A 25,918-nucleotide genomic window follows, 5' to 3' on the forward strand; every position below is an offset into this window, starting at 1 on the left:
ACAGTTTTTTGCTAGAATGGCACAAGTTGTGAGCAAACGATTGCAAATTTTTAAACTTAAGTTTTTTATCTTAAAACGAATAGAATAATAGGACTATTTCCATGTCTAAGATCTTCGATTTTGTAAAACCTGGTGTGATTTCTGGCGATGACGTACAGAAAGTATTTGAAGTAGCAAAAGCAAACAAATTTGCTCTACCTGCAGTAAACGTAATCAACACTGATACTATCAATGCTGTTCTTGAAGCTGCTGCTAAAGCTAAAGCTCCAGTTGTTGTTCAGTTCTCTAACGGTGGTGCTGGTTTCTTCGCTGGTAAAGGCGTTAAACTTGAAGGTCAAGGCGCGCAAATTCTTGGTGCTGTAGCTGGTGCAAAATACGTTCACGCAGTAGCTGAATCTTACGGTGTTCCAGTTATTCTTCATACTGACCACGCAGCTAAGAAACTTCTTCCATGGATCGACGGTCTACTAGACGCTGGTGAAGAGTTCTTCGCACAAACTGGTAAGCCTCTATTCTCTTCTCACATGCTAGACCTTTCTGAAGAGTCTCTAGAAGAGAACATCGAAACATGTGCAGCTTACTTAGCTCGCATGGCTAAACTAAACATGACAATCGAGATTGAACTTGGTTGTACTGGTGGTGAAGAAGACGGCGTTGATAACTCTGATATGGACGCATCTGAGCTTTACACTTCTCCTGAAGATGTTGCATACGCATACGAGAAACTAAACGCAGTTAGCCCACGTTTCACTATCGCAGCTTCTTTCGGTAACGTACACGGTGTTTACCAAGCGGGTAACGTTGTACTTACTCCAACTATCCTGCGTGATTCTCAAGCATACTGTGCTGAGAAGTTTGGCATTGCAGCTGACGCTCTTAACTTCGTATTCCACGGTGGTTCTGGTTCTTCTGAAGCAGAAATCCAAGAGTCTATCGGCTACGGTGTTATCAAAATGAACATCGATACTGATACTCAGTGGGCTTCATGGGATGGCGTTCGTACATACGAAGCTGAGAACCGTGATTTCCTACAAGGTCAAATCGGTAACCCAACTGGCGAAGCTGCGCCAAACAAGAAGTACTACGATCCACGCGTATGGCTACGTGCTGGCCAGTCTTCAATGGTTACTCGTCTTGAGAAAGCATTTGCTGACCTTAACGCTGTAGACGTACTATAATTCTTTGAATTAAGTACTCTTTAAGTTTTAAAAGCCCGCTCATTGAGCGGGCTTTTTTATGTCTGATAAAAACTTGTATTAAATATGTGAAAAACCTAGCCTACGGTGAATAAATTTCGTAGTCTTTTAGTTATCGGTATTTGTGTTTATTGGTAAGTTTTATTAATTCAAAAACTTACATAAATATGGCTTTGCAATCTGTCAAAGATAGGATATCGTGCCGAAAAATTGAACTCGGTTCAGTTTATAAAAAGGACTTGGCTTTAATTTACTTTTAACACAATGACTTAACAGAAATAAAACTGTTTTTTGTCGTTGAGTAAGTTTGGCTTAAGGCAGTTTAGCTCATAGCATATTATATAGAGGATGCACATTATGGCTGATAGTTCGACAGCGATTGAGACTCCAATTGTGGATGGTTTGTCTCACGCAGAGCAGTGGTTAACAAATAATTCAGATTTATTTATCCAATATGGTGTAAATATTATCTCAGCACTGGTTATTCTATTTATTGGTAACCTGATTGTGAAAGCAGTAGCGAATAGTGTGTCTAAGGTTCTTCAGAAGAAGAAAATGGACAGAGCGGTTGTGGAGTTTGTCCACGGTTTAGTTCGATATTTATTATTTGTTATTGTTTTGATTGCTGCTCTTGGTCGCCTTGGTGTTCAAACGGCATCAGTGGTTGCTGTTATTGGTGCGGCTGGTTTAGCGGTAGGTCTAGCACTTCAAGGTTCATTGTCTAACTTTGCTGCGGGTGTACTTATCGTTGCATTCCGTCCATTCAAGTCTGGTGACTACGTAGAGATTGGTGGTGTGGCAGGTTCGGTTGATTCAATTCAAATCTTCCAAACGGTTTTAACAACGCCAGACAATAAGATGGTCGTAGTACCGAACGGTAGCGTTATTGGCAGCCCAATTACAAACTACTCACGTCATGATACGCGTCGTATTGATTTGATGATCGGTGTTTCTTACAACGCTGATCTTCAGAAGACAAAAGCGCTACTGACTAAGATCTGTGAATCAGATGAACGAGTACTGAAAGAACCTGGTGTTCAAGTTGGTGTTCATACACTGGCTGACTCTTCAGTCAACTTTGTTGTTCGTCCATGGGTTAACACGGCCGACTACTGGAATGTATATTTCGATCTGATGCAAGCAATCAAAGAAGGCTTGGATGACGAAGGTATCGAAATTCCGTTCCCACAAATGGATGTACACATGAATAAAGTAGAAGTTTAATTTCTAGTTAGTTTTTATAGCTATAAGCTTTTATAAGGAAAGGCGGATAACTTAGGTTATCCGCCTTTTTTGTTGGCTGCGTTTATTTTGAAGTCGGATTACCAGTATTGTTCAATCAATCCGTTGGCAAGTACAAGTGCAATGGCAAACATCATTGTCGCTACAGCAATATCGATGCCTTTCTTAACATGTGGTTTAGAGAGTGTTGGACCTAATTTCGCAGCACCTAATGACAAAGAATAAAACCATACGAATGAAGCTAAGATAGTGCCCATGGCAAAAGCAATTCTGTCACTACCTTCAAACTGCCCGCCAATTGAACCTAGGATAACCACGGTATCCAAGTAGAGATGCGGGTTTAATACTGTTACAGCCAATGCACCTAAAACAACGGTACGCTTACCACGGGCCAGTATCTCACCTTGTGACTCGTCACTTGAGTGTGTTTTAAAAGCGCTGCGCAGAGACATCAGGCCATAGACTGTTAGAAAGGCAATACCGCCTAAGGTAACTGACGTTAGCAGTAATTCATTTTGCGACAGGATCGCTCCGCCACCAAAAATACCTAATGAGATAAACAGAGTATCGAGTAGGCTGCAAATCGTAGCGGCCGTTAAATGGTGGTTGCGCTTTATCCCTTGATTTAGGACGTACGCATTTTGAGCGCCAATAGGGATTATCATACTTGCCCCTAGACCAAAACCTTGTAATAAAACCCAAAAATTCATTTTAACCTCCACTTATTTAACGATATTTACGTGCGATATGACGAAGATACCCTCGCCCTTTCAATAAGTATAATTAATGATTTTAATCTATTATTAGAGTTGCTAATGTGGTGGGTAGTCAGGTCAAAAAGGAAGTAAATTGATGCGTGGATTGGATTACAAATGGATAGAAGCACTGGATGCCGTGGTAAAACAACGCAGCTTTGAAAGAGCTGCTGAGCAGTTATATATCTCCCAATCGGCGGTGTCTCAGCGTATCAAGCAGCTCGAAAAATGGTTAGCTCAGCCAGCTCTGGTGAGAGAAAACCCGCCAAGACCAACACCAGCGGGAAAAAAACTGTTGGGTTTGTATCGTCGAGTGCGTTTACTAGAACATGAACTTGTCCCTGAGCTCATGAATGAAGAGGGCTCTCAGCCTTTATCGATCTCGGTAGCAACCAACGCTGATAGTTTAGCAACTTGGTTGTTACCGGCGTTATCTAATGTGATGAAGTCTCGCCAAGTTGAATTGAATCTTGTCATTCATGGCGAGTCGAGAACCATAGATAAGATCAAAAGCGGTGAGGTTGCCGGGGCGATCAGTTTAGAGTCTCAAGCTATTCCGGGTTGCAGTGCTGATTATCTTGGTAGGATGGATTATGTCTGTGTAGCTAGTCCTGATTTCCACGAGCGTTATTTTTCTGAGGGCGTAAATTATTCGACCCTGAGCAAAGCACCAGCCGTTTCATATGATCAATACGATGATCTGCATAAGAAGTTTTTACATGATCACTTTAACATGCCTAGAGATAGCGTGATCAATCATACGGTTGGTAGTTCTGAAGCCTTTGTTCGCTTAGCGTTGTCGGGCGTTGCTTACTGTTTGATCCCTCGATTACAGATTGTTGAGGAGCTTGAGTCCGGTGCGCTGATTGATATTACTCCTGGCTTCCTATTGTCTTACGGCATCTATTGGCATCATTGGCAACTAGAAAGCGGGGTACTGAAAGAGATATCTCAAGCGATATTGAATTATGCTCACAATCACTTACCTCAGTAAGCTGTTGGTTTTTGCAGCGTCAAAGTTGTGTTAGAAGTCCTATCACGGGATTGGTTATGTGACAAATTGCTCTATGATAAAAGGATATTTGTTCAGCATAGGTCTACCTAATGAAGTTTGTACCAAAGATGTTAGCAACGTCTCTTACTCTTACTGCAGCACTGAGTGCCGTGAGTTTTCCGTCATTGGCTAACTCACCATCTTTTCCGCATATCTCAACGACAGGCTATGGTGAAGTGATCGCAACACCAGATATGGCTACATTTTCTGTTAGAGTCGTGGAATCTACAATGACTGCTGAACAGGCTAAAAATACCGTTGATAAAGTGGTCACTGGGTTTCTCAACAAGTTGCATCAAGCTGGCGTAGATGAGGCAAGTGTCCACAGTTCGAACCTCTATTTGTCTCCTCAGTACCATTACCCTAAAGATGGTAAACCTGAGCTGGTGGGCTATAGAGCTTCACGTAATGTGACCGTTCAAGTAAATGAGTTAGCGAATCTAAATGAGTATATGGATATTGCTATCGGACAAGGTATTAACCAAATCGATAATATTCAGCTTCAAGTTCGCGACCAAGCTAAGTATCAAGAGCAAGCGCGCTTGGAAGCCATAAAGGATGCTCGATCGAAAGCTAAGTCATTAGCTGGCGGTTTTGAGCGTGAGTTAGGTGATGTCTGGCGCGTGGATTACAACGCACAATCTTCTCAGCCTGTATTGATGCGTTCAATGGCGATGGATGCGAGAACCGAGTCGAATTCTTATGAAGATTCAACGATCACCATTCGTGATCGAGTGAATGTGATCTACCAACTAGAAGAGTAGTGAACATACCTTTGGAAGATACTAGATCATCATGATCTATTTACCTACAGTAGGCCAAATACTAAAAAGGCTCTCATTACGAGAGCCTTTTCTATTTTTACTTATGATCTAATTCGATGATTAGTGAAGTAGACGAGCACGAATTGTGCCTTCGATCTCTTTCAGTTTAAGCAGAGCTTCTTCTGAACGATTCGCTTCCACGTCGATAACCACATAACCCATATCTGCTGCAGTTTGTAAGTACTGACCTGCAATGTTAATCCCTTCCTCTGCGAAGATGGTGTTGATCTGAGTTAGGATGCCTGGGCGGTTTTCGTGAATGTGCAGCAGGCGAGAAGCACCTGTATGCAGTGGTAATGATACTTCTGGGAAGTTAACACTTGATAGCGTTGAGCCATTATCAGAGTATTTTGCAAGCTTACCTGCTACTTCAACACCGATGTTCTCTTGTGCTTCTTGAGTTGAACCACCCACGTGAGGCGTTAGGATCACGTTATCGAACTGCATCAATGGTGACTCAAATGGGTCAGCATTGGTTTTTGGTTCCGTTGGGAATACATCGATTGCTGCACCTGAAAGGTGACCAGAATCTAGAGCGCCGCACAGAGCTGGAATATCGACTACCGTGCCACGCGCTGCATTGATAAAGATAGAACCAGGCTTCATGCGTTCAAATTCTTCTTTGCCCATCATGTTCTTAGTTTCATTGGTCTCAGGAACGTGCAAAGAGATTACATCACATTTGTTGAGCAAATCAGTCATCGTATGAACTTGAGTTGCGTTACCCAGAGAAAGCTTGTTCTCGATATCGTAGAAGTAAACTCGCATACCAAGGTTCTCTGCAATAATACCCAACTGAGTACCAATATGACCGTAACCAATAATACCTAAACGCTTGCCACGAGCTTCGTTTGAGTTATCTGCACTCTTTTTCCAAATGCCACGGTGAGCAAGTGCGTTCTTTTCAGGAATGCCACGTAATAGCAGTAGCACCTGACCAAGAACGAGCTCTGCAACACTTCGAGTGTTTGAAAACGGCGCGTTGAAAACAGGGATACCACGTTTTGCTGCCGCTTGAAGATTTACTTGGTTAGTACCAATACAGAAACAGCCGACTGCAACTAGCTTTTCAGCAGCATCAATAACTTCTTGGGAGATGTTTGTGCGAGAACGGATACCAATGAAGTGAGCATCTTTAACGGCTTCAAGAAGTTCATCTTCAGGTAGCGAGCCTTTATGGTACTCAATGTTTGTGTAACCAGCGGCTTGTAGAACTTCTACAGAAGAAGGGTGAAGACCTTCTAGAAGTAGAATCTTAATCTTTTCTTTTTCCAGTGAAACTTTAGCCATTGTTCTCGTCCTTAAAATGGAAAGGTTGGGCAAATGCGGCGCACGTGCTACAAAATGGCTGAAAGGGGAACAAATTCACCACTTTGTCAGGAGACAAACGTTTTCCCTGTGCGTCTTCTGAACAATAAAGTAACAAAAAAAAAATGTTTTGGGTAAGAAAATTACGGAATAAGACATAATTTTACAGGCAAAAAGCAAAAAAAACGGCGCCCTTGGGCACCGTATGTAATGAAGTAACAGAAAAACTCAATCTTCTATTATTTATTCTTCAATTTTTGCACCTTCAGGCGTGCCTGTGATAACCACATCAGCACCACGGTGAGCAAATAAACCAACCGTCACTACACCAGCGAGACTATTGATGATGTCTTCTAGCTGTTTTGGATTTTCGATAGCCATACCGTAAACATCTAAGATTACGTTACCGTTATCAGTGGTGCAGCCTTCGCGGTAAACTGGGTCACCACCAAGTTTTACCAGTTCACGAGCAACGTATGAGCGTGCCATAGGGATAACTTCAACAGGCAGTGGGAATTTACCCAACACATCAACTGCTTTCGTACCATCAACGATACAAATAAACTTGTCTGAGATAGCGGCAACGATTTTTTCACGGGTCAAAGCAGCACCACCGCCTTTGATCATATCGCGTGAACCGTTAATCTCATCTGCGCCATCAACATAGATGTCTAACTTGAACACGTCGTTGCATTCAAACACTTTGATTTCTAGCGCTTCTAGTTTTTCAGTAGAAGCGACAGAGCTTGAAACCGCACCTTTGATTTTGTCTTTCATTGTGCCAAGTGCGTCGATGAAGTGATTTACTGTTGAGCCAGTACCTACACCTACAATGCTGCCTTCTTCAACATATTGAAGTGCTGCCCAGCCAGCTGCTTTTTTCATTTCATCTTGAGTCATGCCATTCTCCTGAATAAGGTCGTGCGCTTTGAATTAATCGTTCGCGTATTGAAGTTAACGTTTGGATATCGAGGTTAACGTTTGCGGCGCGATTATAGCGCTTTAATGGTTGTTTTCCCATTGCCAAGTCTTACTCGGAGTCACGATTTTAGGTAACGGAATGTCCCATTCTTCAGTTGGCAGTGTATCGACATGCTGGCAATCATGAGCCAAACCAATTGGCGTTGCGCCTTTGCCAGTCTCAAACCATCGAGCCAAAGTGCGATCGTAATAACCGCCGCCCATGCCTAAGCGATGACCTTGAGAGTCAAAGCCAACCAGTGGTGTGAGAATCAGGTCGAGTTGTTGACATGGTTTGACGAGCATTTGATTCAGCTGAGGTTCAACGATTCCGTACTTATTAAAAACAGTGGGTGTGGTTGGAGAGTAATGTAGAAACAGCAGATGTCCGGCAGAGAAGGGGTGCAATACCGGTAAATAAGTTTGTTTACCTTGCGCCCATAACCATTCGATCAGAGGTTGAGTATCGAGTTCACCATCAATAGAGATATAGAGTGCAATATGCTGAGCCAGCTGGATCTCTTTGAGTTGAGTGAACTGCTGGACTAAATCTAAACCGGATTGAGTTTGTTGGTCACCAGATAAGGCATTACGTTTGATACGGATCTGTTTGCGAAATTCGCTGCGTGTGAGCGTCTTCATAAGAAGGGATACCCCAAAGTGCCGTTGAGAATAGATGGCCCTTGAACCAGCGAGTTCAAGGCGGATCAGCAATGATTACCGTAGGCTTCTCGGCGGACCGAGCATGCTCAATAGCACTCAAGTACTAACCCTTAGGGATTGCTTATCGGCTCGGGGACGTGAATCCTCTGACAAACACTCCAGGGTAAATTTTGTGTACGCTATTGCTGTCCGTGCTTAACTTTACTGAGGACATCTGAAAGTGATGTCGTGAGCTGTTCCATTCGCTCGGTCAGTGCGTTTTGTTCGTCGTTTGCTTCAAACTTCTTAGTTTGTAATTCGTAGCAAATATTCAGAGCTGCGATCGTTAGCAGCTTCACTTCATTGGTTACCTTAGTACGTTCAGCCATCTCTTTCAATCGATTATCAAGATCGGCCGCCGCTGCAATCAATGACTCCTCTTGCCCTGGGGGACAATTCACTCGAGTCAGTTTTCCTAATATTTCAACGTCTACCGCTTGATTACTCATGATGGATGAACTCTTTTACGCGCTATTTTAAGGCTATTACACTTTATCATTTTTTGAGAAACAAAAAGTGCAAGTACCGATGAGGAAGCAATCTCCTCTGAGGGAGAAACTATAGGTAAACCGCTATTAAGATTCAAGCTTTTCAGAGTGACTGTTTGTAAATGAGAGCTTGAGCACACAGTAATTCAGCAAATTGAACAATTGGTAGTCAGTCATCCTTCAATTGCTTGGGATCGACGCTTACCAGAATTAGGGTGAAGTGGTACGATTATACTATCGATATAAAGAATAACTGAGCGAGCTATCTGATGAGCGAAACGACTTTACCTGACTACCTAACGGTTGCGACTGAACTTCAATCGGCAAGCCTAGCCGTAAATCCTGCTGAGATGCATGGTTTATTAACGGGTATGTTGAGCGGAGGCTTAAACCTAGCAGATAAAAGCTGGCAACCACTGATCTTTGATTACACCAATGAAGGTATGGGCTGGCCAGATCGCGCATTAACGCTTGCGGAAGCAACGCTAAAAGTAACGACCAGCGAAATCACAGGTTCAGGCATGGAACTGTCTATGTTGTTGCCTGACGAAGACGCAAGCGCAAGCTTGTTTGATCTTGCGGACGGTGTGTCTGATTGGATTAACCACTTTATTTCTGGCTTAGGCTTGGTTGGCGCTCAATTGAATAAAGCGTCTGACGGTACCAAAGAAGCTTTGGCTGATCTTGAAGAGATGGCAAAACTGGGTATCGATGAAGAAGATGATATGGAAGAGCAAGCGCAGCTTCTAGAGCACGTTATTGAACACGTAAAAGCGTGTGCACTAACCATTCATGCTGAATTCGGTGCACGCCCATCTGAAGATGCGGCTCCAACCATTCATTAATCCGCTTGTCGGTTTGAGGTTATGATGGCTCAGTATGATGTTGTAATTGCTGGTGGCGCAATGGCGGGGGCGACCTTAGCCCTTGCTCTTAATCACCTCAGTCAAGGTTCGCTGTCGATAGCGGTAGTAGAGCCTTATCAGGTTGATCGTCAAGCTCACCCTGGTTTTGATTCTCGTTCGATTGCTTTGTCTTATGGCACGGTGCAGATCCTCGATTCTTTGCACCTTTGGCAATCTATCGCTCCGGTAGCGACCCCAATTAAAGATATCCATGTATCGGATAGAGGGCATGCCGGGATGACGGACATCTACAGTGAAGAGCTTGCTGTTGATGCGCTTGGCTATGTGGTGGAGTTGGCGGATGTCGGTCTAATCTATCAGCAAAAGCTTGAATCTGAAGCCGCAATTACGATGCTTTGCCCTGAATCTGTCAGTAAAGTGGTATGTGATGAATCGTTAACGACGATTGAGCTAACAAGTGGGCAAACAGTAACAACTAAGTTATTGGTTGCCGCTGACGGGGCTATCTCTACCTGTTGTCAGCAACTCAATATCTCATTGAGTGAACATGACTTTGACCAAGTTGCGGTGATTGCCAACATCGTGGCGAGTGAACCGCATCAAGGTCGAGCGTTTGAGCGTTTTACTCATCATGGGCCAGTCGCTCTATTGCCGATGAGTGGTAACCGTTTGTCTTTGGTTTGGTGTTTGTCGCCGGAGCAAGCGCAAAAAGTGATGACCCTAAACGACAACGAATTTATTGAGCAACTGCAGAGTGACTTTGGTTGGCGACTAGGCCGATTAGAGAAGGTAGGCAAGCGTGCGAGTTATCCATTGATTCTTCGTCATCGTCAGCAGAATATTTCTCATCGCTTTGCGATTGTAGGCAATGCCGCTCAAACGCTTCACCCTATTGCGGGACAAGGCTTTAACCTCGGTATTCGTGACGTCGCTTCATTAGCTGAAGAGCTGTGTACTCAATTGGATGACGTGGGTCGTTATACTGGTCTTGTTAACTTTAGAAAGCGTAGAGAACAAGACAGAGAAACCACGATTACGCTGACATCAAGCTTAGTCCACCTGTTTTCAAACGATTTTTTGACCGCTCGTATTGGGCGTAATCTTGGGTTAGCTGTCATCGATAACCTCCCACCCCTTAAAGGTCCACTTTTGCGTCATACGCTTGGCCTAGTAGAAAGATAAGGTAGAAAAATAATGATGCAAAGTGTTGATATCGCCATTGTTGGCGGTGGCATGGTTGGTTTAGCACTCGCGGTAGCGCTGAAAGACAGCGACTTGAGAATTGCTGTGATTGAAGGTAAAGCACCCAGTGAAGGGCTTAGTGAACTGCCGGATGTTCGTGTGTCAGCTCTGAGTCGCTCTAGTGAAGTGATCCTTCGTAACCTAGGCGCATGGCAAGGCATTGAACAAAGACGTGCTGCACCGTACCAAGCGATGGAAGTATGGGAACAAGATAGCTTTGCTCGCATTGAATTTGACTCGACACGTTTGGCTCAAGCTAACCTTGGCCACATTGTTGAAAACCGTGTGATTCAATTGGCCCTGCTTGATCAGGTTAAGAAGCAAGGCAACGTTAGCCTATACATGCCTGCAACGTGCAAAACGATGGCGATTGGTGAAAGTGAAGCATGGTTAACGCTAGATAATGGCCAAGCACTGACAGCTAAATTGGTTGTTGGCGCTGATGGTGCAAACTCTTGGGTTCGCAAACAACAAGATATCCCATTAACACATTGGGATTACGGCCACAGCGCGATTGTCGCGAATATTAAGACCACAGAGCCGCACCACAGCGTTGCTCGTCAAATATTCACACCACAAGGGCCGTTGGCATTCCTGCCAATGCAGCCAACGAATATGAGTTCAATTGTTTGGTCGACTGAACCAAATCGTGCCGAGAAGCTTGTATCAATGTCAGATGCTGACTTTAATAAACAGCTAACAGCGGAGTTTGATGCAAAGTTAGGGTTGTGCGAGGTGGTTGGTGAACGTTTTGCCTTCCCATTGCGTATGCGTTATGCGCGTGATTTTGCTGTAGAACGTGTTGCTCTAGTTGGTGATGCGGCGCATACCATTCACCCATTAGCTGGTCAGGGTGTGAACCTCGGTTTACTTGATGCAGCAAGCTTAGCGCAAGAGCTATTAACGCTATGGGCTGCTGGTGAGGATATTGGTACCAAGCGTAACCTTCGTGGCTATGAGCGTTGGAGAAAAGCTGAGGCGGCCAAGATGATTGCTTCAATGCAGGGCTTTAAAGATCTGTTTGAAGGTGATAATCCAGCCAAGAAGTTGATTCGTGGTATCGGTATGAAGCTAGCTGGCCAATTACCGGGTGCGAAAGATGAGATCATGAAGCGAGCACTGGGTTTGTCAGGCAATCTTCCCGATCTAGCCAAGCGTCCAGTTACGCACCAATAGTCGTGAATCAATAATCAATAATCAATAATCAATAATCACAAATCACAAATCAATAGTCGCGCACGGGTGAGCCGTTGTTGATGGTTAGTAGCTGGATCTGATTGCCATTGGCTCAATCATGAACACGAAAAAAGGGTTGGCATTATGCCAACCCTTTTTGTTTTTAATTCTGTAGATAATCAGATCATGCGTATGCGCAGCGCAGTTTCATGATTTCACTATTTATTTCTTTTACCGTTTGAAAGTGACGTCTTTCTGCTCGGTCTGGTAGCACGAGTTTACCGTTATCAAACTCAAATTTTCCTACGCCGTAAATGTAGATTCGTCCTTTGAAAAGTCGACTTACATGTTTAGCAATCATACTCGGTGTATAGCGCTTAAACAGTCTCATTTTAATTATCCTTATATTTACCTAGCCTGCATATTATAGAAAAACTCCGAGATAATAATTGTGATAAGCATGGAGTAATATGCAGTAGAGTTGACGTTAATTAGATATTTGTGCTGTTCTAAGCACTTTCTTCAGTAAATATCTATTTTTACGTGAGCTCCTCCCCAAAATAATACTGAGTAGTGAACTGCTGTGAACTTTCCTGTCCGGTATTAAGCAGTGATAATGTTACAAGTATAAGAATAGGCGGGATTTTTTTGTTTGTGTAATCAAATTGTAAATTTTTGACAAAAAAAAGCCCGTCTAAAACGGGCGAATAGTCACAGATGCATTACACAAAAGTGGATACTGATGTTACTCAGTGGATTCACTTGTACTGATTTGCCTAAAGGCTAGCCAGTGAATTTACAATAACGCAAATTCACCCTTGTGACTACTTATGCTTTTATTTTGATTAACTATTTACTATTTGTGTGTTTTTCTTATGACAAAGCTCACACTAAAAATGTATTCAATGAAAAAGCTTAATGAAGTTTGCGAACGATGACACGATCGAAAAGATCATCGACTGATGTCAGCAACGGGCCATAAGATCATTGGGATCCAACGCAATGCCAGCCATTCGATCGCCAGAGCTGATCGTCACGAAGACGTTGTTCTGCAGAGAAGGATCAAAAATGATCGGCATGTATCTCTTTAGAGCAAGAGGGCCAACACACCCAGCCTTAAACCCTGTGATCGTTTCAACATCAGCGAGTGATACACAGGTCATTCGACGGCAATTCAGTACCGAGCGTACTTTCTTAGGGTCGACTGAGCGGTCACCAGCAGTACAGGCCAACGCATATTGGTTGCCCATATCCTTGAGCAGGATACACTTCACCATTTGAGAGGCGTCGATACCTCGCTCTTGAGCTGTTTCTTCTATGCTGGTGGTTGGTTTACTTTGCATCAGCAGGCGATAGTTCACCTGCTGTTGATCCAGCCATTGTGTAATCAGTGTTTCCACGTGGTTACTCGTCGTCAAGGCTGTAAGGTAGTGACAGGATATTCCATGTTTGATCAGGCTGCGCGGTCAGTCGAAGCTGAACGTCGTCATCAAGGTTGTTTGGTAGTACCATCAAACCAATCGCGTGATTATCAGCAAATTGATACACGTTTAATAGTCGTCCTGCGCCACGCCAGTTTTCGCCAACGCTACGTTCAAGTTCAATCGTATTCTCTAGAGACAGTACATCTGAAGTCGTTCCAGAAACAATGCGCATTTCACGCTTGTTCATGCCGCGGTACTTGGCTCGAGCAACCGTTTCTTGACCTGTGTAACAGCCTTTTGAAAAGCTGATACCGCCAATGGCTTGTAGGTTAAGCGCCTGAGGGATATGTTCGTTTTGCTCTACCTTCGATAGGTTAGGCTGAGCATCAAGAATTTCATGATACTGCCAAAGCGCTTCCGATACTTTTTCAGCTGAGCTGCTTGATACCAAAGCCTCTGCTGCTTCTTGCGTAACAAGTAGAGCCCAACGGTTGTCAGATACCTGAACGGCAGTGCCACCAGAGATAGTACGCACTTTTCCTTGACCCTCTGCAATCGAATCAACGTATTGGTTCGCTGAAGTGCCCATGATTCCGATAACCACGTCTGAGGTCTGCTCGATATCAACCTTAGAGAATACAGCGTATTTCTTGATTTCAACTAACTCGACTTCAATCGCAGATTTAGGCTGCATAAGTGCGTAGCCGCCGTTGTGGTGGAACAAGCGAAAGATACTCCATACCTTTCCTTTTGCATCACAATGCGCGCCTAATGTAGATTCATCATTAGGAAGAGTGACGACATCGCATGTTACTTGACCTTGTAAGTACGATTTTTTGTCATCGCCTATCATGGTAATGGCACTCCAATCAGAAACGTGAGTCATCATCAGTTCTGGAAGTGAATCATTTTGTGTGTGAGCGAGCGGCTGAAATGTGTTTTTCCAATCCATTTTATCTTTCCTAAGAATTTTATTTGGCTCTATGTTAATCCGGTTCTGTTTCTTTGTCAGCCTAGGTTTTTTTGTGAGCTTAGATAGGGACTGTGACTCACATAGTAGTTGCAGAGCGTGTGACTTGTTACACTCCGAGAAAGAAAAATTATAGGTGAGGATAGCCAATGTACACTGCAGAGCAGAAAGCACGAATTAAATGGGGTTGCCGTCGCGGCATGTTAGAACTTGATGTTGTTATCATGCCATTTTTTGAAGAGTGTTTTGATTCGTTACAAGATCAGGAACAGCGCGAGTTTGTTTCTCTACTTGAGTGTGATGACCCAGATTTGTTTACTTGGGTGATGGGACATGGGCGCAGTGAAAATCTAGGCCATGCTTCAATGGTTGATAAAATTGTCGCGCATAACCTCAGCAAGGTTCGTTAAGCTTCAGCTTAACCCTTCATATTTCGCATTATTTGCAAAAGGCACTGTTTTCGGGTGCCTTTTGTTTGTCACTGTCTTTTCTTCCATTCCTCTCGTCGTTGCTCTCTATTGTTTATCCTTAATCATTAACTTATTTATAACGAATCACGTAATTCTGAACAGTGCTCAAGGGCGTTTTGATTATAAAGAAGATGGTGAAATTCGACTGAATGACCAACGTTATATTCTAAAGTCGGTTGATAAGATCTGGGCGCAGTTTTTCATTAAGTTGAAGTTTGAGTGCGGGCATTCGGTATTGATATGGCGAGACAGTTGTCATGATCGTGAATATCGCCATTTTCTGGTGAACTTACAACGAGAACGATAGACAAAGAAAAAGGAGCACTTAGCTCCTTTTCGTTTGATTGCTCTTAACTAAATAGTTAAATCTAAATAGCTAAGGCTAAGTGACTATAACTGGTCTTTCTCTGGTGTAAGAATCGTTGGACCACTGTCTTTAGCAAGCTCAGGGTAATCCAACGTGTAATGTAGGCCACGGCTTTCCTTACGTTGCATCGCACAACGAACCATTAACTCAGCGACTTGCAATAAGTTACGCAGCTCAAGCAGGTTATTGGAAACCTTAAAGTAGCTGTAGTACTCATGAGTTTCTTGCTGCAGCATCTGAATACGGCGCATTGCACGTTCTAGACGTTTATCCGTTCGAACAATACCCATGTAATCCCACATGAACAGGCGTAGTTCGTGCCAGTTGTGTTGAATGATGACTTCTTCATCACTGTTGGTAACTTGGCTTTCATCCCAAGCTGGCAGTTCTGAGCACAGTTGAGGTTGGTCTATGTTCTCTACGATATCTTTTGCCGCAGCCCAAGCATAAACAACACATTCAAGCAGTGAGTTTGACGCCATGCGGTTCGCACCATGTAAGCCGGTGTAGCTCACTTCGCCAATAGCATACAGATTCGTTAGATCGGTTTGACCTTGCTTATTGACCATGACACCACCACAAGTGTAGTGAGCGGCTGGTACGATAGGGATCGGCTCTTTGGTCATATCAATCCCCAAATCCATCAAACGAGTATGGATCATTGGGAAGTGCGTCGTGATGAATTCTTCAGGTTTGTGGCTGATATCGACATACATACAGTCTGCACCCAAACGCTTCATTTCGAAGTCAATCGCACGAGCAACCACATCACGTGGAGCCAGTTCACCGCGCTCATCGAAGTCCTTCATGAAACGAGAACCATCTGGACGGCGTAGGTATGCACCTTCGCCACGTAAGGCTTCCGTTAGCAAGAAGTTGCGTGCTTCTGGGTGGAACAGACATGTTGGGTGGAACTGGTTGAATTCAAGGTTTGCGACACGACAACCCGCACGCCAAGCAATAGCAATACCATCGCCTGAAGAGACATCTGGGTTTGATGTGTATTGATAAACCTTTGAAGCGCCGCCAGTTGCAAGTACAACAAATTTAGCGCGCACGGTTTCAACGTGCTCTTGGTTGCGGTTCCAAATGTAGGCACCAATAACCTTGTCTTTCGAACCACCAATTTTATCTTCAGTGATCAAATCAAGGGCATTATGGCGCTCGAAGATCTCGATGTTTGGGTGATTATTGACGTTATCTTGTAGTGAGGTTTGCATTGCCATGCCAGTGGCATCGGCAGCGTGCAAGATTCTGCGGTGGCTGTGTCCACCTTCACGAGTGAGGTGATATTTTGGTTGGCCTTCGGTGCTGTTCTCATCTTTATCAAATGGAACGCCGCCATCAATCAGCCATTGCACACACTCTTTTGCATTCTCAGCAATGAATTGAACGGTATCTTCTTCACATAACCCAGCCCCAGCAATTTGAGTATCTTCTACATGAGACTCAATACTGTCCGACTCATCGAACACCGCGGCGATACCACCTTGTGCGTAATACGTCGATCCTTCGCTGCGTGGTCCTTTGCTCAATACAATTACTTTTGCATGTTCAGCTACACGTAAGGCTAATGACAAGCCTGCCGCACCACTTCCTACCACTAATACATCACACTGATGTTCACGGTTTGCGTTCATAAAACTTATTCAATCCCGGGCTATAGTCGAGTTGTCCACTCTCAATTGACCTTGTCTTGTTTTAGGAGTTGCGGTAAGACTGTTATAATCTCCCGAGTCATCCTAAAACGTTACGCAGAATCAAGATATAGACAGCTATCTAGAAATATTTAATTGCTCAATACCATTGCTTTTGCTCAAGTTTCCCCAAATTGATAGGGATAACTATTTTTATTACATCACATTGTGAAACAATAATGGCAAATAATTTTAAGAAAGTTGGAACTTTCAGTATTTGGCTTAGTCACAATAGTGCTCTTGTAGACGGTGGTGTCAATACTACATTTCGCATAATTAGTACCCATATCTGCGAAGGTAAGGGCTATAACAATAGGAGTACCCGCTCGAATGAACGAGCAGCTAACCGATCAAGTGTTGATTGAGCGAGTTCAGAGTGGAGATAAGCAGGCATTTAACTTATTAGTGGTTAAGTATCAAAACAAAGTCTGTAATCTTATCTCTCGATACGTGAATAATTCCGGTGATGTACCTGATGTAGCACAAGAAGCTTTTATTAAAGCTTACCGCGCGATACCTAACTTTCGTGGCGAAAGTGCCTTCTATACATGGTTGTACCGAATTGCCGTGAACACCGCTAAAAATCATATCGTTGCCCAAAGCCGTAGGCCGCCAGCAACAGATGTAGATGCAGAAGATGCAGAATATTACGAAACAGGCAGCGCGTTAAAAGAAATATCGAACCCTGAGAACTTAACGCTGTCAAACGAATTGAAACAAGTCGTTTTTGGAGCGATTGAAGCGCTACCGGAAGACTTAAAAACTGCAATGACGTTGCGTGAACTCGAAGGTTTGAGCTACGAAGAGATTGCAGAAGTAATGGATTGCCCTGTAGGAACCGTACGTTCGCGTATTTTCCGAGCTCGTGAAGCGGTGGAAAAGAAAATTAAGCCTCTTTTGCAACGCTAGAACTTGTAATAATTATGGTGAAAATAATGGCTGATAAAGAAAAGCTTTCGGCACTCATGGATGGTGAAACGATCGATAAAGCTCTCATTGTAGATCTCGAATCTGATCAAGAAAGCATGGATACCTGGCAGAGTTACCATCTAATTGGTGATGTTATGCGTGGGGATGCGCCAGAAACTCCAGAGTGGAACATTGCTAACAGTGTTGCGGCAGCGCTTGATAACGAGCCTGCACATAGTGCAATGCCGAACCTGCACCAAGTGCATGTTGAACCAACTGTTGCTCCAATTGAAGAGCAACCTAAACCTCAGCAAGCGAAGCGTCAGCTTCCAGCGTGGTTACAACAGTTTGGACAAGTTGCCGTGGCAGCGTGTGTCTCACTAGTCGTTGTACTAGGTGTTCAACAATATGGTGGCAGCGACCCTGCTGCGCCAGAGCAGTTGCCTGTACTCCAGACGATTCCATTTGCGGGTTCTGCGGAACCAGTAAGCTTAACGCGTGACTCTGTTGAGAAGCCGGCATCTGAAGCTAACTTGCAAGAGCAGCGCAAACGCGTTCATGCAATGCTAGAAGATTATGAGCTGCAGCTAAGATTAAACAGTGATGCATCGCCAATGCAAGATGCACATCTAGAATCGGACATTGAATGAAGAAAATCCTGGTCAGTGCACTGACACTGTTCAGCTTGATGTCTCCAACAGCCTTTGCAGAGGAAATTACTGCAAAGGCGTTGTTACATCAAATGAACGAGGCCAGTCAGCATCTAAATTACGAACTTTCCTATATCTTGATAAAGAAGAGCAGTATTGAACCTCTTGTTTATCGCCATGCGGTTAACGACGACCAACAACTTGCTCACCTTGTTTACTTAAGCGGCCCTGTCCGTGAAGTCATTCGACGTGGTAACGAAGTTAGCTACATTGAACCGGGTACAGAGCCATTTACGATTCAGTCTGGCAGCATGGTTGCGCCTGTCATTTCGATGATTAACAGAGATATCGATTCTCTTAGCGAGTACTACGATTTTGTTAAGGTCGGGCGTGCGCGTGAAGCGGGTACGACAACACAAGTGTTACGAGTGGTGCCAAAAGATGGCCTTCGATACTCTTACGTTGTCTGGGTCGATGAAAAAACGAGTCTTCCATTGCGTGCCGATCTTCTTGATCGTGATGGCGAAGTCCTTGAACAATACCGCACAATATCTTATGTGGTGAATGACAAGATTGCCGAGGCTATGGGGGGCTTAAATCAAGCTCAACTGCCGAAGGTTTTGTCACTACCTGAAGGTCTTGTGAGCGAAACTAACTGGCAAGCGTCTTGGATTCCTGAAGGGTTTAAGTCGAAAGAGCTCAGTCGCTATCAAATGGCGACGACCGATAAAATGGTCGAAAGTCAGCTTTTCAGTGATGGACTATTTAGCTTTTCGGTGTATATAGCCGATAAAGATGAGCATTCATTGAAAGGGCAATTGGTTCGCCAGGGTCGCAGAACCTTACATAGCTTAGTGGTTGGCGACAAAGAAATATCTGTGGTTGGAGATATTCCTCCAGCAACGGCCAAGCGTATTGCTCAATCTGTAAAGTTCAATAAACAGGCGTCAGCGCAATGATGACCGCGCTGGCTACTGTTAGCTCAGTCGAACAAAAAGGTAAGCAATATTTTGTTCAACTGAGCTGCGAACAACAAACCAGTTGTAGCAGTTGTTCTTCTCAAAAAAGCTGCGGCACCGGTATTGTTACCAAAGCTGTTGGCAATAAATCTTTGTTTTGGCAGTTGAAAACTCTAAGCCTTGTTAAAGCCGGGCAAATTGTAGAAATTGGCTTCCCAGAAAAAAGCCTGCTTCAGTCCGCGGCTATCGTTTATCTTATCCCACTTTTCATGCTGATGATTGGTGCTGGTTTTGGACAACTATTGTTACAACCCTTACTCCAAAGGGGCGAGGGGATAGTGATACTCTGTGCTGCTCTATTTACCGCTGGTGGTATTGCCCTCGCGAAGCGGTTAGCCAAACCAATGGAAGACAAATCCAAGCAAGAAGTCGTCTTGATTCGAATCCTAGGTGAGCCTCTCGTCTAATTTATGATGCGTCTTGCACTTAAATTCGGTAGAATCTGCCAACTTGATTGAAATGCCGCCACCAATGCTGAATACAGATTGGAAACACAGCGGCTTTCTTATTATCCCTATTCAAAGAGTTTAGTCACACCAAGCCTATGAAGCACATTCGTAATTTTTCGATTATCGCCCACATCGACCACGGTAAGTCGACCCTTTCTGACCGCTTAATCCAAGTTTGTGGAGGATTAAGTGAACGTGAGATGGCAGCTCAAGTCCTCGATTCTATGGATATAGAACGCGAGCGTGGTATTACAATTAAAGCGCAAAGTGTGACTTTAGATTATACAGCGAAAGACGGTGAAACTTACCAACTAAACTTTATCGATACCCCTGGACACGTAGATTTCTCTTACGAAGTATCTCGCTCTCTAGCCGCTTGTGAAGGCGCACTACTTGTAGTGGATGCTGGCCAAGGTGTTGAAGCACAAACTCTAGCTAACTGTTACACCGCTATTGAAATGGAACTGGAAGTGGTGCCAATCTTGAACAAGATTGACCTACCAGCTGCTGAACCAGATCGTGTTGCTGAAGAGATCGAAGAGATCGTTGGCATTGATGCGATGGAAGCGACTCGTTGTTCTGCGAAAACAGGTTTAGGTGTTGATGATGTTCTTGAGAACATCGTAACGGCTATCCCGCCACCGGAAGGTGATCCAGAAGCGCCTCTACAAGCACTGATCATTGACTCTTGGTTCGACAACTACCTCGGTGTTGTTTCTTTGGTTCGTATTAAAAACGGTAAGCTGAAGAAGAACGACAAGATTAAAGTTATGTCGACAGACCAAGTTTGGGGTGTTGACCGTCTAGGTATCTTCACACCTAAACAAATCGATACCACTGAGCTAAATACTGGCGAAGTTGGTTGGGTTGTTTGTGGTATTAAAGACATCCTTGGCGCACCAGTTGGTGATACGTTGACGCTTGCGAAAGGCGGTAGCACAGAACGTCTACCTGGTTTCCAAAAAGTGAAGCCTCAGGTATACGCGGGTCTATTCCCAGTATCGTCTGATGATTACGAAAACTTCCGTGATGCACTAGGCAAATTAAGCCTGAACGATGCTTCACTGTTTTACGAACCAGAAAGCTCGGCTGCACTTGGTTTTGGTTTCCGTTGTGGCTTCTTGGGTATGCTCCACATGGAGATCATTCAAGAACGTTTAGAACGTGAATACGACCTAGACTTAATTACGACGGCACCAACCGTAGTTTACGAAGTTGTAAAAACTGATGGCGCCATCCTTTATGTTGATAGCCCAGCAAAACTGCCAGCGACTAATGATGTAGAAGAGATTCGTGAGCCTATCGCTCGTTGTAATATTCTTGTGCCTTCAGATTACCTAGGTAACGTAATCACACTATGTGTTGAGAAGCGTGGCGTACAGGTCGACATGGTTTACCACGGTAACCAAGTTGCTGTGACTTATGACCTTCCTATGGCAGAAGTAGTTCTAGATTTCTTTGACCGCTTGAAATCAACATCTCGTGGCTACGCGTCACTGGATTACAATTTCCAACGCTTTGAAATGTCGAGCATGGTTCGTGTTGACGTATTGCTAAATGGCGAAACGGTTGATGCACTTGCGATCATCACGCATAAAGACATTGCACAGTCTCGTGGTCGCCTACTGGTTGAGAAAATGAAAGAGTTCATTCCTCGTCAGATGTTTGATATCGCGATTCAAGCTGCGATTGGTAACCACATTATTGCTCGTTCTACAGTGAAACAACTACGTAAGAACGTAATCGCAAAATGTTACGGTGGTGATATCAGTCGTAAGAAGAAACTTCTTAAGAAACAAAAAGAAGGTAAGAAGCGTATGAAGCAGATTGGTAACGTTGAACTGCCTCAAGAAGCATTTTTAGCGATTCTTCATGTTGGTAAAGACTAACTTTATCCAGCATTAAACGAATAATTGAAAGTGGAAGAGTAGCTCGCTATTCTTTCACTTTCGTTATTTTTAAAGAAATGAAATTTAAGGGATATCAATGGCTAATACATTTTCGCTTATTTTAGTGATCGTAACTCTAGTGACCGGCATTGTATGGGCGTTGGAAAAGTTTGTGTGGGCGAAGAAACGCCAGCAAAAACTAGCTGACGTTGAAGCACAATCGAATGGCCTAGACGCTGAAACCAGCGCTAAAGTTACGGCTCAGCCTTGGTGGGTTGAGAACAGTGTGTCCATTTTCCCGGTAATTGCATTTGTTTTGGTTTTGCGTTCATTTATTTATGAACCGTTTCAAATTCCTTCTGGCTCGATGATGCCAACCCTCTTGGTTGGTGATTTTATCTTGGTAGAAAAGTATGCGTACGGCCTAAAAGACCCAGTATGGCGCACTCAGTTGGTAGAAACAGGCAAGCCAGAACGTGGTGACTCAATTGTATTTAAGTATCCACCTCAGCCGAATATTGACTACATCAAACGTGTTGTTGGTATGCCGGGCGATACTATTCGCTACAGCAGCCGTAAAGAGGTCTGCATTCAAGCGAAAGGTGCTAGCAGCTGTGAACCAGTGAAACTAAGTAACGTTGAAGAAAGCCAATTTATTCAAGATGGTGTCCCCCTGATTCAGCTGAATGAACAGCTTGGAGACGTGGAGCACCAGATTTTAGTTAACCCATTACGCCGTGATCGTGTACAAGCATATCAGCCTCGTAATGGTGTTAATGAGTGGGTCGTTCCAGAGGGCCAGTATTTTGTGATGGGTGATAACCGTGACAACAGTGCTGATAGCCGATACTGGGGCTTTGTCCCTGAAGCAAACCTTGTTGGTAAGGCCGTTGCTATTTGGATTAGCTTCGAATTTGAACGTGGTTCAGACAGTGTACTTCCAACATGGATTCCTACTGGTGTGCGTTTTAATCGCATCGGTGGGATTCATTAATCGATCACATAACACATCGAGAGAGCATGAATTCTCCAATTGATAAACTAGAGAGAAAGATTGGCTATCAGTTCAATGATGCCGATCTTCTCCATTTGGCGCTGACTCACCGCAGCGCCGCAGGTAAACATAACGAACGTCTTGAGTTTCTGGGCGATTCAATTTTAAGTTTTGTTATCGCTGATGATCTTTTCCATCGTTTTCCTAAGGTAAACGAAGGTGATATGAGCCGCATGCGTGCAACATTAGTACGTGGTCATACGTTGGCAGAACTAGGTCGTGAATTCGAACTAGGAGATTACTTAAAATTAGGTCCAGGTGAGTTGAAGAGTGGCGGTTTCCGTCGTGATTCTATTCTAGCGGATGCTGTTGAAGCTATCATCGGTGCTGTCTATTTAGATAGTGATACTGAGGTGGTTCGCGGCATTATTTTAAGCTGGTACAAATCTCGCCTAGATGCTATTCAGCCTGGAGTATCTCAAAAAGATCCGAAAACTCGTCTACAAGAGTTTTTACAAGGTCGAAGAAATCCTCTACCTGTCTACACAGTGACTAATATTAAAGGTGAAGCACACAACCAAGAGTTTACGGTTGAGTGTGAAGTGGCAGGTGTGGATAAACCTGTTATCGGTAAAGGCACTAGCCGCCGCAAGGCAGAACAAGCGGCTGCTGAAACAGCATTAGAGCAACTAAGCAATGTCTGATAACAACCAAGATTTCGATATCGATGCATTCTTTTCATCTGATAGCAAAAAAACGGGCCTACCGGAAAACCAACACTGTGGCTTTATCGCTATTGTCGGTCGCCCAAACGTAGGTAAGTCGACGCTTCTGAACCATATTCTGGGTCAGAAGATTTCTATTACATCACGTAAACCTCAGACGACACGTCACCGTATTATGGGCGTAGAAACTGAAGGTGATTACCAAGCGATCTACGTTGATACTCCTGGACTTCACATCGAAGAAAAGCGTGCAATCAACCGTTTGATGAACCGTGCGGCGAACAGCTCACTGAGCGATGTGAACCTAGTGTTTTTCCTTGTTGACGGTACTCACTGGACTGACGATGATGAAATGGTACTGAACAAGCTGAGAAAAACAGATTTCCCAGTCGTACTTTGTATTAACAAGGTAGACAACGTTCAAGACCGTACCGATGTGATGCAGCATATGATGGAAGTGTCTAAGAAGATGGACTTCCTTGATGTTGTACCTATTTCGGCGAAGCAAGGTAAGAATATCGATGTACTGCGTAAGCATGTTCGTAATTGTTTACCGAAAGCGACGCACCACTTCCCTGAAGAGTACGTAACGGATCGTTCACAGCGTTTTATGGCATCTGAAATCATCCGTGAAAAACTGATGCGATTCACAGGCGAAGAGCTACCATACTCAGTAACGGTTGAAATTGAGCGTTTTGATTACAACCCAGATAACGATGGCTTCCATATCAATGCCCTGATTCTTGTTGAACGTACAGGTCAGAAGAAGATGGTTATTGGTAAAGCGGGCGAGAAGATCAAAACGATTGGTCGTGAAGCTCGTCTCGATATGGAAGAACTATTCGGTCGTAAGGTTTACCTAGAGACTTGGGTTAAAGTTAAGTCTGGTTGGGCTGATGATGAGCGTGCACTTCGCTCACTAGGTTACATTGACGATCTATAATATAGATTGAGTATCACTTTCTTCGGTGAGAAAGTTGAACTGACCATAAATTCAAGAGAGAGTGCGAACTCTCTCTTTTTGTATCTGTAAGAAGGGTAAGTGATTGAGCGAAGGGTTACAGCGATGCTTTGTGTTACACCGTCGACCATACAGTGAGACGAGCCTGATTCTGGACGTCTTCAGTGAAGAGTATGGTCGGGTGACGTTGATGTCTAAAGGTGCTCGGAGTAAGCGTTCTAATTTGAAAGGTGCATTGCAACCTTTTACGCCGCTGCTACTTAAGTGGTCAGGCAACGGTTCAATGAAAACTTTACGCCAAGCTGAGCCAATTAGCTTGGGGCTCCCTCTTGCCGGTATCAACTTGTATTCAGCAATGTATGTCAATGAGTTGGTTGGGCGAGTGTTGATGGCCGAAGTGGCTATGCCCGCATTTTTTCACGACTATCTTCATGCTTTAACAGAACTGGCTCATAATGAGAACCCAGAGCCAGCGCTACGTCGTTTTGAGCTGGCTCTACTTTCAGCTATGGGGTATGGCGTCGACTTTTTACACTGCGCGGGTACCGGCGAACCGATTGATCCGAATATGACCTATCGCTATCGAGAGCAGAAAGGTTTCATCGCTTCGATACGTAGAGATAACCTGACATTCATGGGTGATGAACTTATCGCAATCAGCGAACGTAGGTTTGTCACTAAAGAGCAGTTAAAAGCGGCAAAACGCTTTACACGCATAGCCTTAAAGCCGTATCTTGGCGGCAAACCATTAAAAAGTAGGGAGCTATTTATGCCAACAATAGCCCTCTCTAGAGCACGGAGTATTGGAAAATGAGCTCAATTCTTTTAGGCGTTAATATCGATCATATTGCAACTCTACGTAATGCACGTGGTACTAAATACCCAGATCCAGTACACGCAGCCGAAATTGCTGAACGTGCGGGTGCTGACGGTATTACCATTCACTTACGTGAAGATCGTCGCCATATCGTAGATCGCGATGTACGCATTCTTGCTGAAACTATCCAGACTCGAATGAACTTAGAGATGGCGGTTACGGATGAGATGGTTCAAATCGCACTCGATACTAACCCTGAGTTTGTTTGTCTGGTTCCAGAAAAGCGTGAAGAGCTAACCACAGAAGGTGGCTTGGATGTTGTGGGTCAACTAGAGAAAATCAAAGCAGCGACAGAAAAACTGTCTGCAGCGGGTATTAAAGTATCTCTGTTCATCGATGCGGATCGTGAGCAAATCGACGCAGCAAAAGCGTGTGGCGCACCTTTCATTGAGCTGCACACTGGCCATTACGCCGATGCTGAAACAGAAGAAGATCAGCAAGATGAACTGAAAAAGATTGCTGCAGGCGCAAGCTATGCAAACGATCTTGGTATCACCGTCAATGCTGGTCATGGTCTGACTTATCACAACGTAGCGCCGATTGCGGCACTTCCTGAGATTTACGAGTTGAACATCGGTCACTCGATCATGGGACGCGCGGTCTTTGATGGTTTGAATAAAGCCGTTGCAGATATGAAAGCCGTGATGGAAACAGCACGCAACAACGCTTAGGTCTTTAACTCGTCATTAGTTTAGTCGTAAGCG

Annotated in this window: 28 protein-coding genes and 1 other RNA gene; 19 read left to right on the plus strand and 10 right to left on the minus strand. The window is 44.1% G+C overall.

The genetic code is table 11. The annotated features are described in order from the left end of the window. Window positions 1–101: 101 nt before the first annotated feature. Window positions 102–1,178, plus strand: coding sequence for a class II fructose-bisphosphate aldolase (gene fbaA / locus OCV36_RS02375; RefSeq protein WP_017075407.1), 1,077 nt, complete (start codon window positions 102–104; stop codon window positions 1,176–1,178). Window positions 1,179–1,553: 375 nt separating this feature from the next. Then, entirely contained in the window at window positions 1,554–2,420 is an 867-nt protein-coding gene (mscS, locus tag OCV36_RS02380) for a small-conductance mechanosensitive channel MscS (RefSeq protein WP_135457219.1), read from the plus strand. Between the two features lie 98 nt (window positions 2,421–2,518). Here mscS and OCV36_RS02385 read toward each other — a convergent pair whose 3' ends face one another. Further along, entirely contained in the window at window positions 2,519–3,148 is a 630-nt protein-coding gene (locus tag OCV36_RS02385) for a LysE/ArgO family amino acid transporter (protein WP_017075405.1), read from the minus strand. Window positions 3,149–3,290: 142 nt separating this feature from the next. Between OCV36_RS02385 and OCV36_RS02390 the strand changes: the two genes are divergently transcribed. Beyond that, window positions 3,291–4,187 carry a LysR family transcriptional regulator ArgP gene (locus tag OCV36_RS02390; protein WP_135457217.1) on the plus strand — a complete coding sequence of 299 codons (897 nt, stop codon included), beginning with the start codon at window positions 3,291–3,293 and terminating at the stop codon, window positions 4,185–4,187. Window positions 4,188–4,297: 110 nt separating this feature from the next. Beyond that, entirely contained in the window at window positions 4,298–5,011 is a 714-nt protein-coding gene (locus tag OCV36_RS02395; RefSeq protein WP_017075403.1) for an oxidative stress defense protein, read from the plus strand. A gap of 120 nt (window positions 5,012–5,131) precedes the next feature. Here OCV36_RS02395 and serA read toward each other — a convergent pair whose 3' ends face one another. From serA to zapA, 5 genes are all read right to left on the minus strand, one after another. Further along, window positions 5,132–6,361, minus strand: coding sequence for a phosphoglycerate dehydrogenase (gene serA / locus OCV36_RS02400; RefSeq protein ID WP_017075402.1), 1,230 nt, complete (start codon window positions 6,359–6,361; stop codon window positions 5,132–5,134). A 261-nt stretch (window positions 6,362–6,622) separates the two neighbouring features. Then, entirely contained in the window at window positions 6,623–7,279 is a 657-nt protein-coding gene (gene rpiA / locus OCV36_RS02405) for a ribose-5-phosphate isomerase RpiA (protein WP_017075401.1), read from the minus strand. A 102-nt stretch (window positions 7,280–7,381) separates the two neighbouring features. Further along, on the minus strand, window positions 7,382–7,981 hold the full coding sequence (locus tag OCV36_RS02410; RefSeq protein ID WP_135457215.1) for a 5-formyltetrahydrofolate cyclo-ligase: 600 nt from the start codon (window positions 7,979–7,981) through the stop codon (window positions 7,382–7,384). A 6-nt stretch (window positions 7,982–7,987) separates the two neighbouring features. After that, window positions 7,988–8,170: non-coding RNA, 6S RNA (gene ssrS / locus OCV36_RS02415), on the minus strand. A gap of 11 nt (window positions 8,171–8,181) precedes the next feature. Then, on the minus strand, window positions 8,182–8,490 hold the full coding sequence (gene zapA, locus OCV36_RS02420) for a cell division protein ZapA (RefSeq protein ID WP_004735366.1): 309 nt from the start codon (window positions 8,488–8,490) through the stop codon (window positions 8,182–8,184). A 308-nt stretch (window positions 8,491–8,798) separates the two neighbouring features. Here zapA and OCV36_RS02425 point away from each other — a divergent pair, with 308 nt between their 5' ends. The 3 genes from OCV36_RS02425 to OCV36_RS02435 are packed head-to-tail and all read left to right on the plus strand — an operon-like array spanning window position 8,799 to window position 11,813. After that, a complete protein-coding gene (locus OCV36_RS02425) occupies window positions 8,799–9,374 on the plus strand; it encodes a YecA/YgfB family protein (protein WP_017075399.1) in 576 nt (191 codons plus the stop codon). 24 nt (window positions 9,375–9,398) lie between these two features. Next, complete coding sequence (gene ubiH, locus OCV36_RS02430) at window positions 9,399–10,577, plus strand: 2-octaprenyl-6-methoxyphenyl hydroxylase (RefSeq protein WP_135457278.1); 1,179 nt, start codon at window positions 9,399–9,401, stop codon at window positions 10,575–10,577. A 12-nt stretch (window positions 10,578–10,589) separates the two neighbouring features. Beyond that, window positions 10,590–11,813, plus strand: coding sequence for an FAD-dependent 2-octaprenylphenol hydroxylase (locus tag OCV36_RS02435; protein ID WP_135457213.1), 1,224 nt, complete (start codon window positions 10,590–10,592; stop codon window positions 11,811–11,813). Window positions 11,814–11,997: 184 nt separating this feature from the next. Here OCV36_RS02435 and OCV36_RS02440 read toward each other — a convergent pair whose 3' ends face one another. The 3 genes from OCV36_RS02440 to ygfZ form a co-directional block, all read right to left on the minus strand. Next, a complete protein-coding gene (locus OCV36_RS02440; RefSeq protein WP_004735370.1) occupies window positions 11,998–12,204 on the minus strand; it encodes a DUF1107 domain-containing protein in 207 nt (68 codons plus the stop codon). Window positions 12,205–12,778: 574 nt separating this feature from the next. Next, window positions 12,779–13,213: a YbaK/EbsC family protein gene (locus OCV36_RS02445; RefSeq protein ID WP_135457211.1), complete on the minus strand. Its 435-nt coding sequence runs from the start codon at window positions 13,211–13,213 to the stop codon at window positions 12,779–12,781. Between the two features lie 4 nt (window positions 13,214–13,217). Then, window positions 13,218–14,189 (minus strand): tRNA-modifying protein YgfZ, encoded by a 972-nt coding sequence (gene ygfZ, locus OCV36_RS02450; protein ID WP_135457209.1) that lies wholly within the window; start codon window positions 14,187–14,189, stop codon window positions 13,218–13,220. A 167-nt stretch (window positions 14,190–14,356) separates the two neighbouring features. On the opposite strand from ygfZ, the gene OCV36_RS02455 reads away from it, so the two are divergent. Together OCV36_RS02455 and OCV36_RS25455 are read left to right on the plus strand one after the other, a co-directional pair. After that, a complete protein-coding gene (locus tag OCV36_RS02455) occupies window positions 14,357–14,617 on the plus strand; it encodes an FAD assembly factor SdhE (protein ID WP_017075394.1) in 261 nt (86 codons plus the stop codon). Then, a complete protein-coding gene (locus OCV36_RS25455) occupies window positions 14,565–14,984 on the plus strand; it encodes a protein YgfX (protein ID WP_315972782.1) in 420 nt (139 codons plus the stop codon). The genes OCV36_RS02455 and OCV36_RS25455 overlap by 53 nt, the downstream gene beginning before the upstream one ends. 83 nt (window positions 14,985–15,067) lie before the next feature. Here OCV36_RS25455 and nadB read toward each other — a convergent pair whose 3' ends face one another. Beyond that, window positions 15,068–16,684: an L-aspartate oxidase gene (gene nadB / locus OCV36_RS02460; protein ID WP_017075393.1), complete on the minus strand. Its 1,617-nt coding sequence runs from the start codon at window positions 16,682–16,684 to the stop codon at window positions 15,068–15,070. Window positions 16,685–17,071: 387 nt separating this feature from the next. Here nadB and rpoE point away from each other — a divergent pair, with 387 nt between their 5' ends. The 10 genes from rpoE to pdxJ all read left to right on the plus strand — a co-directional run bounded on the left by rpoE (window position 17,072) and on the right by pdxJ (window position 25,885). Continuing rightward, on the plus strand, window positions 17,072–17,650 hold the full coding sequence (rpoE, locus tag OCV36_RS02465; protein ID WP_004735377.1) for an RNA polymerase sigma factor RpoE: 579 nt from the start codon (window positions 17,072–17,074) through the stop codon (window positions 17,648–17,650). Between the two features lie 26 nt (window positions 17,651–17,676). Next, a complete protein-coding gene (locus OCV36_RS02470) occupies window positions 17,677–18,300 on the plus strand; it encodes a sigma-E factor negative regulatory protein (protein WP_004735378.1) in 624 nt (207 codons plus the stop codon). Further along, window positions 18,297–19,259 carry a sigma-E factor regulatory protein RseB gene (gene rseB, locus OCV36_RS02475; protein ID WP_135457207.1) on the plus strand — a complete coding sequence of 321 codons (963 nt, stop codon included), beginning with the start codon at window positions 18,297–18,299 and terminating at the stop codon, window positions 19,257–19,259. The genes OCV36_RS02470 and rseB overlap by 4 nt, the downstream gene beginning before the upstream one ends. Continuing rightward, the gene (locus OCV36_RS02480) at window positions 19,256–19,726 is read left to right on the plus strand and encodes a SoxR reducing system RseC family protein (RefSeq protein ID WP_135457205.1); all 471 of its coding nucleotides are present in this window, start codon (window positions 19,256–19,258) and stop codon (window positions 19,724–19,726) included. The genes rseB and OCV36_RS02480 overlap by 4 nt, the downstream gene beginning before the upstream one ends. A 137-nt stretch (window positions 19,727–19,863) precedes the next feature. After that, window positions 19,864–21,657 carry a translation elongation factor 4 gene (gene lepA / locus OCV36_RS02485; protein WP_017075389.1) on the plus strand — a complete coding sequence of 598 codons (1,794 nt, stop codon included), beginning with the start codon at window positions 19,864–19,866 and terminating at the stop codon, window positions 21,655–21,657. Window positions 21,658–21,754: 97 nt separating this feature from the next. Then, window positions 21,755–22,651, plus strand: a complete 897-nt coding sequence (gene lepB, locus OCV36_RS02490; protein WP_017075388.1) for a signal peptidase I — start codon at window positions 21,755–21,757, stop codon at window positions 22,649–22,651. Window positions 22,652–22,677: 26 nt separating this feature from the next. Beyond that, complete coding sequence (gene rnc / locus OCV36_RS02495; protein WP_017075387.1) at window positions 22,678–23,355, plus strand: ribonuclease III; 678 nt, start codon at window positions 22,678–22,680, stop codon at window positions 23,353–23,355. Next, a complete protein-coding gene (gene era / locus OCV36_RS02500) occupies window positions 23,348–24,319 on the plus strand; it encodes a GTPase Era (RefSeq protein WP_135457203.1) in 972 nt (323 codons plus the stop codon). The genes rnc and era overlap by 8 nt, the downstream gene beginning before the upstream one ends. 103 nt (window positions 24,320–24,422) lie before the next feature. Beyond that, entirely contained in the window at window positions 24,423–25,151 is a 729-nt protein-coding gene (gene recO / locus OCV36_RS02505; RefSeq protein ID WP_017075385.1) for a DNA repair protein RecO, read from the plus strand. After that, window positions 25,148–25,885, plus strand: a complete 738-nt coding sequence (pdxJ, locus tag OCV36_RS02510; protein ID WP_017075384.1) for a pyridoxine 5'-phosphate synthase — start codon at window positions 25,148–25,150, stop codon at window positions 25,883–25,885. Before recO ends, pdxJ begins: the two co-directional genes overlap by 4 nt. Window positions 25,886–25,918: the final 33 nt, after the last annotated feature.

Source organism: Vibrio echinoideorum (assembly GCF_024347455.1).
GTDB classification, from domain to species: Bacteria; Pseudomonadota; Gammaproteobacteria; order Enterobacterales; family Vibrionaceae; genus Vibrio; species Vibrio echinoideorum.